This is a genomic window from Streptomyces xanthophaeus (assembly GCF_000725805.1).
Lineage (GTDB): Bacteria > Actinomycetota > Actinomycetes > Streptomycetales > Streptomycetaceae > Streptomyces > Streptomyces xanthophaeus.
Window position 1 is genome coordinate 37073 of sequence record NZ_KL647133.1, and the last position, 12534, is coordinate 49606.

Here is a 12534-nt window from a genome sequence, read left to right on the forward strand (position 1 = left end):
TCCCGGCCTAGATCAGGAAGTCGTTGCCGGAGCGGCGCAGCCGCCGGGTCTGGACGCGTAGCCCGACCGCCGCCGCGGACACCCACAGCAGGCCCACGAGGGCCTCCGCCCCGGCGAGGCGGAGCACTTCGGTGAGCCCGGCTCCGTCGTGCAGTGCGCGCAGGGCCGCGATGCCGTGGGTCAGCGGCAGTACGGACCCCGCGAGCGCCCGGAGCCCGTCGGCCGGCAGCGCGGCGAGGACCCCACTCAGGGCGAGCAGCAGGTAGGAGCCGAAGTTCGTCAGGAACACGTCGGCGCGTCGCCCGAGGGCCACGACGGCGAGGGCCAGCCCGAAACCACTGGTGGTCATCGTCGTCAGGGCGTACAGCGGCAGTGCCGCGGGCAGGCCGGTCAGGAGGACCGGGTCGGCAGTGAGCAGGGCGACCAGGGGAACGGCGAGCAGGGCCGAGGCGATGCCTTCGGCCGCGTACACGAGCCACCGTGCGGCCACGAGGGTGAGCAGGGGGAGCTCCGTCATGCGCAGCCGGTACAGGGTGCCCTGCACCCGTTCGTTGATCAGGACGTCGGGGGCCTTGATCACGGTAGCGCTCACGACGTTGAAGGCCGACGCCCCGATGCCCGCCGCCAGTGCGCCGTCCGGACCGCCGACAGCGCGGCCCAGCACGGTGAGGAAGAGGACTTGGAGCAGGGCGCGGGGGGCCACCGTCCCGAAGAGGATCCTGGGCGGGTATTCGACCAGGTACTCCCGTGCTCCGAGGCGGCCGGTCGTGGCCAGTGCGGGCAGGAGGTCAGAAGATCTCAAGGTTTCCCTCCTTGCGGGCGCGGTGCAGGACCCGCCGGAACGCGAGGTTCGCGGCGGCGGTGTAGAGCAGCCCGGTCGCGGCCAGCGCGCACCAGGCCGCGGTTGCGGAAGGCCGGCCGGCGGCGGCGTCGGTGAGCAGGACGCTGAGCCAGTGCAGGCTCAGGCCGCCCGCGAGCGGCTGGATCCAGCCGGGCAGTTCGGTCAGGGGGATGAGCAGTCCGCCGATGATGAGTACGGGATAGACCAGGACCTCCGCCACCCGTATCGCCGCGCGGGTCAGCAGGAACAGGCACGCCACGAGCAGACCGAGCGGGATCGTGGCCACCACGCCCATCAGCAGAGCGGTGGTGAACGCCGCGGGATCGGCGATGCGCAGGCGGTGGCCGCTGAGCGCGGCGGCGAGCGCGACGGAGAGCATGATGACGCCGACGGAGAGCACGGTGGCGGCCACGGTCTTGCCGACCAGCACGGGACCGAGTCCGCCCGGGCGGGAGCAGACGGCGGGCAGGGTCCCGCTCCAGAACTCCTTGCGCAGCACCATTCCCGAGTGCCACAGCGTGGCTGTCCAGGCGGCGAGGACGCCGCTGCCCAGAACGAGCGCGTCGGCGTCCAGACGGCCGGTGCGGTTGGCGGCCAGGGTGAGCGTGACGTACGTGGCGGGCTGGATGGCCGCGCCGACGAGCAGGCTGAGCCATGAGATGCCGCGGAGCTGCAGGCGGAAGGCGGCGGCGGACACACGCCAGGCCGCCGGACGGGGGAGTGCGTTCACGGTGTTCACGAGGCGGCCCGCACGTCGTCGGCAAGCTCCTTGAACACTTGCTGGAGGCCGGACGGGGTGACGCGCACATCGGTGATCTGCTGGTCCGGCCACAGATCCGCGAGCTGGCGCAGTGAGTCGGGCGTCCAGGCGCGCACGTGCAGGTCCCACGACCAGGTGGACGCCTCCTGGCGGAGCTCTCCCGCGCCGGTGAGCGAGTGCAGGGATGCAGGCGGTCTCGCCGGGGCGGTGCCGCGGCCGGTCAGGGTGACCACCGCGGCGGTCTTGGCCCGTTCCAGCAGCTGGGGCAGGGGCAGGTCGTGCAGGACGCGTCCCCCGTGGAGGACCACCGCGCGCTCCGCGAGCTGCTCGATGTCGTGCAGGTAATGGCTGGTGAGCACGATGGCGGTGCCCTCCTGCTGCATGTGGGAGACGGCGGTCCGGATGTTTTCCGCCTCCGCGGGGTCCAGTCCGACCGTCGGTTCGTCCAGGAGCAGCAGCTCGGGGCGGGTGACCATGCCGATGGCGAGGTGCAGACGCTGGCGCATGCCCTTGGAGTAGGTCTCGACGGGGCGGTCGGCCGCGGCGGTGAGGCCGACGAATTCCACCGCCCTGTCGCAGCGGCGCCTGAGATCGGGGTCCTTGAGGCCGGTGAGCGTGGCGAAGAAGCGCAGGTTGTCGCGGGCGGAGAGGCGCAGGTAGAGGCCGCGTTCCCCTCCCAGCACCAGGGAGAGGCGGCGCTGCGCCTCGCGCGGCTGGCGGACGACGTCGTAGCCGCAGACGCTCACCGTGCCGGCGGTGGGCAGCAGCAAGGTCGAGACGATCTTCAGCAGGGTGCTCTTGCCCGCGCCGTTCAGCCCGAGCAGGCCGACGAGTTCGCCGGGCCTCACCGTCAGATCCACCCCGTTGAGTGCCTGGACGGTGCCGTGGCGTCCGGGGAAGGAGCGCGTCAGCCCGGTGACGGTCAGCACCGCCGGGGTCTGTTCAGTTCCGCTTGTCATTCGGGGTCCTCATCACTGGGCGGACAACGAGGCGGGCTGCCACCGAGCCGTGCTCGGTGGCAGCCCGATCCGATCAGGACCGTCAGATGGTCTCGGCCATCATGGCCGCGCCCAGGACGATGTCGAGCTCGTCGTTGCTGAACAGCTCGGTGATCTCGCGGCAGATGTCCATGACATTATCTCCTCATTTATCAGGGCCGCTTGTCCGGCCCTTGTGACTCAAACTCTACGGGCTCTGTCATGACTGGTCAACATGTTCAGTCAAGTTTGTTTTGACTCGGGTCGTGACAGGGGCGTCCGCCAGGGTGTTCAGGCCCGCCGTGTCCCGGCCGCTGACCAGCTGCACGGCGTGGCCGGGGAAGTGCGGCCGCACCCGTACGGCGGGCACGGTCAGCCGGACGGCCAGGCCGATCCGCTCGGCGCCGGACAGGTTGGGGCCGGAGGCGTGCAGCGCGCGGTCGGTGAAGACCACGCACTGTCCGGGGCGCAGCGGCACGGGGACCGGGACCGAAGGGTCCACCGCGTTGCCGTCCGCCAGCAGCGTGGCCCGACGCCCGGCCCCGGGCGCGGCCGGCAGGACGGCGCGGGTGCCCGGCACGAACCGCAGGCATCCGTTCTCCTCGGACACCTCGCTGATGGCGATCCAGAAGGTGAAGGAGAGCGGCGGCTCCAGTCCGTACTCGTCGCCCGGGGCGAAGACCCCGCCCCAGTCCTGGTGCCACTGGAAGTCCGGGCCTCCGGGTGCCTTGGAGATGAGGGTCGACCTCCACAGCAGCAGGTCCGCGCCGTACAGCGAGCGGGCCGCGGACAGCAGGGCGGGGTGGGTGCACAGGCGGTGGACCGCGGGCGCGTCGAGATGGCGCGACTCGACGTAGGGGACGGGTGAGCCGCCGTTGCGGGGGGCCATCAGGTCGGCCAGCCTGCCCCGGGACTGCTCGGCGTCCGGCGCAGGCGCCCGCCCCGGAGCCCGCAGCACCTCCTCCAGCTCGACGCGGAGCGTGGCCATCTCCTCGGGGGACATGAGGGTGAGGGGGCCGAGGAAGCCCTGGTCGCGAAAGAGGTCGCGGTGCTGCGCGTCCAGTGGCAGACGGATCGTCATGGATGTTCCTCCCTGGTTCATGTCGGTGAACTTAAGTCGTGACAGCAATAGTGACAACCCTGACCGGACCCAATCGGGGTTTATTGACAAACTAAATTGACTAAAATAATCTCCGCTCATGACTGCGGGTCGGGGTTCAGTGCGGCCTGGTCCCGCGCCGCACACGAGTCCCGAACCCGAGAGGCTTGTCATGACGCTCCGCGCCGAAGAAAACCGTCGACTCACCGAAGTGGGACCGGGAACCCCCATGGGCGTTCTCCTCGGCCACTACTGGATGCCGGTGGCCGTCGCCCATGGCTGGGAGCCCGGCCAGGTCCGGCCCGTCGAACTGCTCGGGCGCCGCTTCGCCCTGTTCCGGAAGCCGGACGGTTCCTGGTCGATGCTGGACGAGCGCTGCCCGCACCGGGGCACCTCACTGGCGTACGGAATGGTGGAGGAACGCGGCATCCGCTGCCCGTACCACGGCTGGCTCTTCGACACCGCCGGCAAGTGCCTCGACATGCCCAACGAGGACCCGGCGCTCGGATTTCAGGACCGGGTCTCCCAGCCGGCCTACCCGGTCCGCGAGCGGGGCGGCCTGGTGTTCGCCTACCTCGGACCGGCCCCCGCCCCCGAGCTTCCCCGGTTCGACCTCCTCGAGGACCCCGACGTCGAGATCCGCATCCGGACCGCGGTGATCCCCTGCAACTGGCTGCAGATCGTGGAGAACGGGCTCGACCCCGTCCACCTGGAGTGGCTGCACGGCCACTTCGCCAACCACCAGTCCCAGCAGTCGGGCGGCGACCAGCTGTACGACGTCGGCCACCACGAGGAGCTCGGATTCGACACCCACGAACTCGGCATCGTCAAGCGCCGCCTGCTCCCGGGCCAGGACACGACGGAGGAGGACTGGACCGTGGGACAGCTGGTGCTCTTCCCCCTCGCCATGTACGTCTCCGGCCGCTCCTTCCGCTCCCTGCAGTTCCGGGTTCCGCTGGACGACACGCGTACCTGGCACATCTGGTACGAGGTGCACGAAGGCGAGCACGCGCGGCCGGGCGCCGTGAGCGTGTCGGAGGCACAGGTCTTCCACGCCGACGGCACCTACAACCTCGACACCATCGACGGCCAGGACGTCATGGCCTGGGTCACCCAGGGCCCGATCACCGACCGCACCCGGGAACGCCTCGGACAGGCCGACCGCGGCATCACCCTCCTGCGCCGCCTGCTCATCGAACAACTGGCAGCCGTCGAGAAGAACCACCGGCCCCGCTGGTCGGACCTGGGCGCCGACGTCATCACGATGCCGCGCAGGACACGCAGCCGCCCCATCCTGACCGATCTCCCCACCAGCTGAGGCGAACGGCCCCTACCCGCCGTCCACCCGCCCTTCCCCGCAGAGGAGAACCACTGTGACCCGGACACCTTCCCCGTCCCCCCGCCGAACGGCCGCCCACCAGGAGCGGGACGTCCCGGGGGTGCTGCACCCGTGACGACCGTGCACCCCGCCCCCGCCCCCGCACCTCTGCCCGTACCCACGCCCGACGGCCCCGCCCACCTCCCGCTGCGCTGGGACGGCGGCGAGACCCCCTTCGTCCTGTGGCACTTCGACTTCGGCGGCGACCGCTGGACGGCCGCCTACACCGGCGACATCCACTCCGGCGATCCGGTCCCGCTGCGCATCGAGTCCGCCTGCATCTTCGGCCACGTCCTGCGCTCAGCCCAGTGCGACTGTGGCTACCAGCTGGACCGGGCCATGGAGAGTTTCGCCCGCAACGGCCGGGGCCTGCTGCTGTACGGCATCGACCAGGACGCCCGCGGCCTCGGAATCGCCGCGCACTACGCCATCTACGCGATGCGACAGCAGGAGAACCTCGACACCGACGCCGTCTACGCACGCCTGGACGCACCGGTCGACGCCCGCTCCTACGAACCGGTCGTCGCCATCCTGCGCCACCTCGGCGTCCCCGCCGTCCGGCTCCTCAGCAACAACCCGCGCCGTGAGGCGTTCCTGCGGGACGCGGGCTTCGACGTGGAACTCGCCCCGCTCGAAGCCCCGCTGGACATCCACAACATGAGCACCCTGATGCTGGAGAAGGAGGACCTCGCCTACCGCTGGTCGTTCGAGACCCACGCGGACTGGCTGGAGCCCCTCCAGGACTCCGTCGCCGAGTTCGCCGACCGCTCCGTGGCCTGCGCGGCCATACCGGGCGGCGGTACGGCCGGCACCCCGCTGGCCCGGGCCGACGACGACGGCGACTGGGACCTGGCCCGCCGGCTGGCCGCCGCGATGCCCGCCGCCGTTCCCACCGGAACCCTGGTCGTCTACCTCACCGACCTGCCGCGCGCCGACGACCTCGCGGTGTACGCCGGCCTCGGTGCCGAAGCCGTCGTCGTACCCTTCGCCGACCTGCCCGACGCGCTGCGCGAGGCCGCCGCCACCGAAGGCGTCAAGCTCGTCGACTGGGAGCGCCGCAACGCCTACCGGACCGAGCGGCCCCAGTGGCGGCTGGAGCACCGGGCGGCCGGAATCGACGTCTACCGCCGCGCCGACCGTCTGCGCTGTGTCGCGGCCCGAGCCGGCGAGGACGTCCCCCGCACCGCGCTCGAAGCGCTGTGGGAGACCTGCCGCACACAGCCCGACACCTTCGGCGACGTGACCCGCCCCGGCCCCGACGCCGCCTGGTTCGAACTCGCCCCGGCCGCGGACGCGTACGGCTCCGCCTCGGCCGCGGTGCTCGCTGCCCTGGCGGGCACACGGGCGCAGCGATGACCGGCACCACCGCCGCGGTCAGCCGGGCGAGCGGCCTGGCGACGACCGGTCCGCGCGTCCTGTGCGTCGACACCGCGGCCGCGGCTCCGCCCGGCATGCGCCGCTTCGCGACGATGAACCCCTTCCACTTCGACCAGGGCTGGTGCATCCCCGTCCCGGGCCTCGACGCGGTGTCCCACTCGGTGGAGAGCGTGTGGCAAGCGCTCAGGATCGTCGACGGCGAGACCGACCTGCCCATGCTCCGACGGCCCGCCGCCAAGCGGCCGGCCGAGCACCTGCGGGGCAACGGCTTCGACTACGCCCGCTCGGCCCTCAGCCACGCGGGCACACCCGTCGATCTCGTCACCGCCCGCTACTCCATCTACCTGCCCACCTACCTCCACCTGCTCGACCGGCTCGTGCCCGACAGCGTGCTGGACGAGATCCGTACCGCCCTGGACACCGGCCGGGACGTCGTCTTCTACGACTGGGACGACAACTTCGACATCGAGGACCCCCGCAGCTCCTTCAGCCACTCGGCGATCCTGGCCGCCTGGTTCGGCGGCCGCATCGAGCAGGAGTTCCTCGACCGCCGCCGCGGATGGCGCCCGCCCCACCCGAGCCTGACCGACCCCCTCCCACTCGACCGCTATCACCGGTTCCACCAGCACTGAAAGGTTGCGGGCCATGCACCTCCCCCGACGACTCGCCGGCTCCCTGTACTGGCAGGAACAGCGGCTGCGCGGCCGATCCGGTGTCCAGGAACGACTCCAGTGGCTGCGGGCCAACCAGGAACGGACCCCGGCCGAGATCGACGAGCTCCAGTTCGACAAGCTCCGGGCCGCCGTCCGCCACGCCTACCGCACCGTCCCGTACTACCGGCGCGTGATGGACGAACGCGGCATCAGAGACCTGGAGTCCGTAGCCGACCTGCGCAAACTCCCCCTGCTCACCCGCGACGTGCTCATCCGCGAGCAGGACGATCTGGTCTCCTCGGAGGCGGACCGCGCGACCCTGCAGACCAACTACTCCTCCGGCTCCACCGGACGACGGGCGCAGTTCCAGCAGGACGCCGACTTCCGGATGTGGATGAGGGCCCACCAGCTGCGGACGTACGAGTGGTGCAGCGGCTGGCAGCTGGGCGATCCCTTCGTCCTGCTGTGGGGGTCGGAGATCTACTGGTCCTTCAAGCAGCTGACCGACCGGGCCGAGAACCTGCTTGCCAACCGCAGGGAGTTCAACACCTTCCGGCTCTCCCCGCAGCTGGTGACCGACGTCACCGACAAGCTCGTGCGCTTCCAGCCGGCGCTCGTCAGCACCTACTCCAACGCCATGCACCTGATCGCCAAGGAGGCCGAGAGCCGATCCCTGCGCATCCCCGGCCTGCGCGCCGTCCAGGGCACCTCGGAACCGCTGCCGCCCGCACTGCGCGAGACCATAGGCCGGGTACTGGAATGCGAGGTCTACGACAAGTACGGCATGCGGGAGACCAACATCGTCTCCCACGAACAGCCCGGCGGCGGGCCCATGCTGATCCAGTCCGAGAACGTCTTCGTCGAATTCCTCGACGAGGCAGGCGAACCGTGCCCGTACGGCACGACCGGCCGGATGGTCATCACCACGCTGAACAACAGCTCGATGCCGCTCCTGCGCTACGAGACCAGCGACCTCGCCGCGCCCCTGCCCCGCTCGGCCGTCGCGAACCTGCCCTACCCGGCCATGACCTCCGTCGCGGGCCGCCTCCAGGACCTGATCCTGACCCCGGGCGGTGACCACGTCGACGCCTACCTCTTCTCGTACCTGTTCATGCGCTTCCCCGAGGTCCACTGGTTCCAGGTCGTCCAGAGCGAGCCGCACCGCCTGCGGGTGAAGGTCTACGCGCCCGGCGGGCTCAGCCGCCACACCGTGGAGACCCTCACCGAACGCATCCACCACCACACCGGATACCCCTTCGCGCTGGACTTCGAGACCCTCGACCGGATGCCGGACTCCTCCACCGGCAAGTTCCGGCTGTGCGTCTCGGAGCTGGGCGCCGCGGCCACCGCGGGGAGCACCCGTGCCTGAGATGGCCGCCTCCGGCATCCTCGCCTGGGACGGCGACGCGCTGCCGGCCCCGCCCCCGCCCACCGCCCCCACGCTCGACTGGGAACCGCCCCGCGGCGGTACGAAGGTGCGCGCCCTCGTCGATGCGGCACAGCCGCACCGGGAGGGCTTCGACCTCGGCCGGTTCGCCAACTGGCTGCGGGACGCCGACGTCCTGGACCAGGCACCCATCGAACTGCCCGGCGCCACCGTCACCCTCCCTTACGGCACGCGGATCATCCGCCGGTTCAACGACATCGTCGAACGCGCCGGGGAGCAGGCCGGCTTCGAGGAATACGACTACCCGATGCTGGTGCCGGACTCGGTCCTCGAACCGACGCGCGCGCTCCTCCCGCTGAAGGGCTCCCTGCTCTACGCGGGCAGCGACGACGACTGGGACGCCGACCGCCGGCGCATGGTGCTCACCCCCACCGGAGAGGGGGCCGTCTACACCCACTGGGCGAAGACCGTCCGCAGCCGGAGCGACCTGCCGATCCTCGCGTACCGCAAGGCCCGCTACTTCCGCCCCGCGCGCGCGGGCCGCAGCGTCTTCCGGGCGATCGAGTCCCAGGACATCTACGAGTTCCAGGCCTGCTACCCGGACCGTTCCACGGCCCGTCAGGGTTTCGCCCGGGCCATCGACATGGCGCGCCACGTCGGCAAGGCCCTGCACGTCCCCGTCCTGTGGTCCACCCGCCCCCCGTGGACCAACAACACCCAGGTCTCCGAGACCACCATCGGCGGCGACGTCCCCCTGCCGCACGGTGCCACCCTCCAGGTCGGCTGCCTCTACGACCAGGGCCGGCGGTTCTCCTCCCTCTACGGGGTCGGCTTCCGCGAAGGCGGCGAGCAGGTCCACACCCACCACGTCACCGCCGCCCTCACCCGCCGCCTGGTGCTGACCCATCTGATGCTGGGAATGGACAGCGACGGGGAGATGCTGCTCCACCCCGACCTCGCCCCCGTACAGGTGGCCATCACCCTCACCGGCTCCGCCCCCGATGAGCGGGCCGACGCGGAGCGCCTCGTCGCGCGGCTGGCCGCCCTGGGCGTGCGCTGTGATCTGCGGGCGGACGGGGACCGCAGATCCGTGGGTTCCCTCCACCGGCGCTGGCGCCGCCAGGGAGTGCCGCTGCGGATCTACCTCCAGCCCCGCCGGGACCCCCAGGACCGCACCCGTGCGGTGGTGGTGCGCGCCGACACCCGTGAGGAAGCCGTGCTGCTGCCCGACCGCCTGGAGGACCTGGCCGACCTGCTGCCGGCCGCGCTGGCCGAGGTGGGCACCGGATACCGCAGACGCGCCTGGAGCTTCGCCCAGCGCCAGTGCCGGCCCGCTGATGCCACCACCGTGCGGAGCGTCCTCGCCGAACGCGCCGTTGCCGTAGCCCCCCTGACCGCCACGGAGGCGGCCGTCGCGACGGTGGCGCACTGGAAGCTGGGTGAGGTGCTCGGTTTCCGACGCGCACCGGAGCCCGCGGCCTGCATTGTCACCGGCCGGCCCACCACGACCGTCGCCTACATCTCCCCCCGGACGTGACCGCCATGGGCGACGGACAGAACCCGGCGAAGGAGAAGGTGAGGATCGTCGTCCTCACGGGTGCGCCGGGGGCGGGCAAGACCGAGACGGGCCGCCGTCTGGTGCGCCGCTACCGGGTCCCGGCGGCCCTCATCGACACGGACGCCGTCGCCGACGTCCACCCCTGGCAGGCCGACGAGCGGCTGTACACGGTGCTGGGCCGGAACCTGCGGGCGTGTCTGGACACGTACGTGGAATGGGGGGCACGGGTCGTCGTGATCAGCGGTGTCATGCTGCCGGGACGCACCCTCGACCAGTTCGCCGATCTGCTGGCGGACACCCGGCTGGAGTGGGTCTTCTACGGTCTGCGGGCCTCACCCGAGAACCTGGCCGGCCGGATCCTTGCGGACACGAAGCTCCAGGAGGCCGACGGACGGCTGTCCTGGAGCCACCTCGACGCCGAGGTCGCCGACGTGCCGGGCGTACGGAACGTGGCGACGCACACCCTGACACTGGACCAGGTCGTGGACCGCGTCGCCGAGGCCGAGGCCGCCGACCTGCCCGGGGGAACGATCGCCCCGGCCACCGGCCGGGGCGCGGCCGAACCGCTCACGCGGGTGTCCCGGGACGAGGCCCTTCAGGTGTGCGGCGCGGCCCTGGAACACGCCGGATTCCCCGCGGACACGGCCCGTGACACGGCCGCCGAGCTCGTCGCCGCCGAAGCGGACGGACAGAGTTCGCACGGGCTGCTGCGCGTCCCCGAGTACGTCGCCGCGGCCGCCGCGGGCGAGCTGTCGCCGAAGGCCCGCCCCGAGGTGCGCCGCACCGGCCCCCGGGCCGTCATGGTGGACGGGAACCGGGCACCGGGCGCCCTCGTACGCCGCCGGCTGGAGGCCGAGCTCTGCCGCGCCCGTGAAGGCGGGCCCGTCGTGGTGGGGCTGCGCGACTCGGGGCACCTGGGGCGGCTGGCGCCCCTGGCCCGGGACGTCGCGGCCCGCGGACTCGTCGTCATGGGGTTCGTCAACTTCTGCGGCGCGGGCCGCAAGGTGGCCCCCGCGGGCGGCACCGACGGACGATGGGCCACCAATCCCGTGGTGCTGGGCTGTCCTGCGCCGCCGGGTCCGCCGCTGGTCGTGGACATGAGCACCAGCGCGACAGCCGAGGGCGCCGTCCGGTCCGCACTGCTCTCCGGAAGGCCATTGCCGCCCGGTCTGCTGATCGGTGCCGACGGCAGCCCGGTGACCGATCCCCGCCTGCTGTACAGCGACCCGCCCAGGGCGGCGCTCACCCCCCTGGGAGGCATCGCAGGCCACAAGGGGCACGCGCTGGCCGCCATGGTGGAGACGCTGGCCGGCGCCGTGGCCGGAGCCGGCCACGCGGCCGCTCCGCAGGGGCCGGGCAACGGCGGCCTGTTCGTCGCGTTCCGCGTCGACGCCCTCGGTACCGCCGCCACCGCCGTCGGAGCCGCCGTGACCGCACTGGAGCGCCACCTGCGGGACGCGCCCACCGTCGGCGGCGGCGCGCGGCCCCGGCTGCCGGGGCGCTCCGCTCGGCCCTCCGGCCGACACGACGATCTGGACGCCCCGACCGCGTTGTGGCGGCAGGTCCACCAGCTCGCCCAGCTCGCCGCGTCCTGATTCCCGCCCTCCCCACCACCCGCCCTCGAACCCTGGAGCACGCACCATGCCCGAATCCGTCCGACATCCCCTGCTGACAGCGGGCCCCGGCCTGTCCGAGGTCGTGGACCGCGCGCCCGGGCCCGCGCTGGGACTGTTCCTGCTCAGCGGCAACAGCATGATCGCCGAGCTGTGCGGCACGCTGCCCCTCGACTGGGTGGTGCTCGACGCGGAGGCGTCGCCGATGACGGGGCAGGACGCCCTGCACATGCTCCAAGCCCTCACCGGCTCGTCCTGCGCGCCGGTCGTACGGGTGTCCCAGCTGAACCAGCACCTGATCGAGCACGCACTGGATCTCGGAGCGGCGGGTGTCATGATCCCCAAGGTGGACACCGCGGCCCAGGCCGAGGAGGCTGCCGCCGCATGCCGTTTCCCGCCGGAGGGACGGCGCGGGATCAACCCCGTAAGGGCGTCGGGCTACTTCGCCGATGTGGCGGGCTATCTGGCGGGGGCCAACGCACGGACTTCCTGCGTGGTGCAGATCGAATCGGCCCGGGCACTGGAGAACGCCGAGGCCATGGCCGCCGTCCCGGGCGTCGACGTGCTGTTCCTGGGCATGGGCGACCTCGCCTGCGCCCTCGGACAACCCGGCGTCATGACGGGCCCGGCGATGGACACCGCGCGGGCCACCGTGCTGCGGGCCGCCCGGAAGCACGGCAAGCGCGCCGGCATCTTCGCCTACGCGCCCGAACTCGCCCGGCAGTACGCCGAGGAGGGCTTCGAGCTGATCGCGTTCGGCAACGAGATCAAGCTGCTGCGCGAGGCGATCGTCTCGGGCACCGAGGCCCTGCGGGCTCCGTACGCGGCGGTGCAGCACTAGAAGGGCGCCGACGGGAAGGGGGTGGGGGAAGACCGCACGGTCTTCCCCCA

At 71.9% G+C, this 12534-nt stretch carries 11 protein-coding genes; 7 read left to right on the forward strand and 4 right to left on the reverse strand.

All coding sequences use genetic code 11. The annotated features are described in order from the left end of the window. Positions 1–7: 7 nt before the first annotated feature. The 4 genes from IO30_RS0132710 to IO30_RS0132730 all read right to left on the reverse strand — a co-directional run bounded on the left by IO30_RS0132710 (position 8) and on the right by IO30_RS0132730 (position 3659). Complete coding sequence (locus IO30_RS0132710) at positions 8–802, reverse strand: ABC transporter permease (protein ID WP_031149102.1); 795 nt, start codon at positions 800–802, stop codon at positions 8–10. Then, a complete protein-coding gene (locus tag IO30_RS0132715; RefSeq protein ID WP_157853425.1) occupies positions 789–1571 on the reverse strand; it encodes an ABC transporter permease in 783 nt (260 codons plus the stop codon). Before IO30_RS0132715 ends, IO30_RS0132710 begins: the two co-directional genes overlap by 14 nt. A 5-nt stretch (positions 1572–1576) precedes the next feature. Beyond that, the gene (locus IO30_RS0132720; protein WP_078903914.1) at positions 1577–2560 is read right to left on the reverse strand and encodes an ABC transporter ATP-binding protein; all 984 of its coding nucleotides are present in this window, start codon (positions 2558–2560) and stop codon (positions 1577–1579) included. Positions 2561–2798: 238 nt separating this feature from the next. After that, entirely contained in the window at positions 2799–3659 is an 861-nt protein-coding gene (locus tag IO30_RS0132730) for a phytanoyl-CoA dioxygenase family protein (protein WP_031149108.1), read from the reverse strand. A 247-nt stretch (positions 3660–3906) separates the two neighbouring features. Between IO30_RS0132730 and IO30_RS0132735 the strand changes: the two genes are divergently transcribed. From IO30_RS0132735 to IO30_RS0132765, 7 genes are all read left to right on the forward strand, one after another. After that, complete coding sequence (locus IO30_RS0132735) at positions 3907–4995, forward strand: Rieske 2Fe-2S domain-containing protein (protein WP_051859158.1); 1089 nt, start codon at positions 3907–3909, stop codon at positions 4993–4995. A 132-nt stretch (positions 4996–5127) separates the two neighbouring features. Further along, on the forward strand, positions 5128–6411 hold the full coding sequence (locus tag IO30_RS42395; RefSeq protein ID WP_051859159.1) for a GTP cyclohydrolase II: 1284 nt from the start codon (positions 5128–5130) through the stop codon (positions 6409–6411). Then, a complete protein-coding gene (locus IO30_RS0132745; RefSeq protein WP_031149113.1) occupies positions 6408–7064 on the forward strand; it encodes a DUF6939 family protein in 657 nt (218 codons plus the stop codon). The genes IO30_RS42395 and IO30_RS0132745 overlap by 4 nt, the downstream gene beginning before the upstream one ends. A 13-nt stretch (positions 7065–7077) precedes the next feature. Further along, positions 7078–8454: a phenylacetate--CoA ligase family protein gene (locus IO30_RS0132750; RefSeq protein WP_031149115.1), complete on the forward strand. Its 1377-nt coding sequence runs from the start codon at positions 7078–7080 to the stop codon at positions 8452–8454. Further along, positions 8447–10009 (forward strand): hypothetical protein, encoded by a 1563-nt coding sequence (locus IO30_RS0132755; RefSeq protein WP_157853426.1) that lies wholly within the window; start codon positions 8447–8449, stop codon positions 10007–10009. The genes IO30_RS0132750 and IO30_RS0132755 overlap by 8 nt, the downstream gene beginning before the upstream one ends. Before the next feature lie 5 nt (positions 10010–10014). Beyond that, on the forward strand, positions 10015–11625 hold the full coding sequence (locus IO30_RS42400; protein WP_051902743.1) for an Ldh family oxidoreductase: 1611 nt from the start codon (positions 10015–10017) through the stop codon (positions 11623–11625). 46 nt (positions 11626–11671) lie between these two features. After that, entirely contained in the window at positions 11672–12484 is an 813-nt protein-coding gene (locus IO30_RS0132765) for an HpcH/HpaI aldolase family protein (RefSeq protein ID WP_051902745.1), read from the forward strand. Positions 12485–12534: the final 50 nt, after the last annotated feature.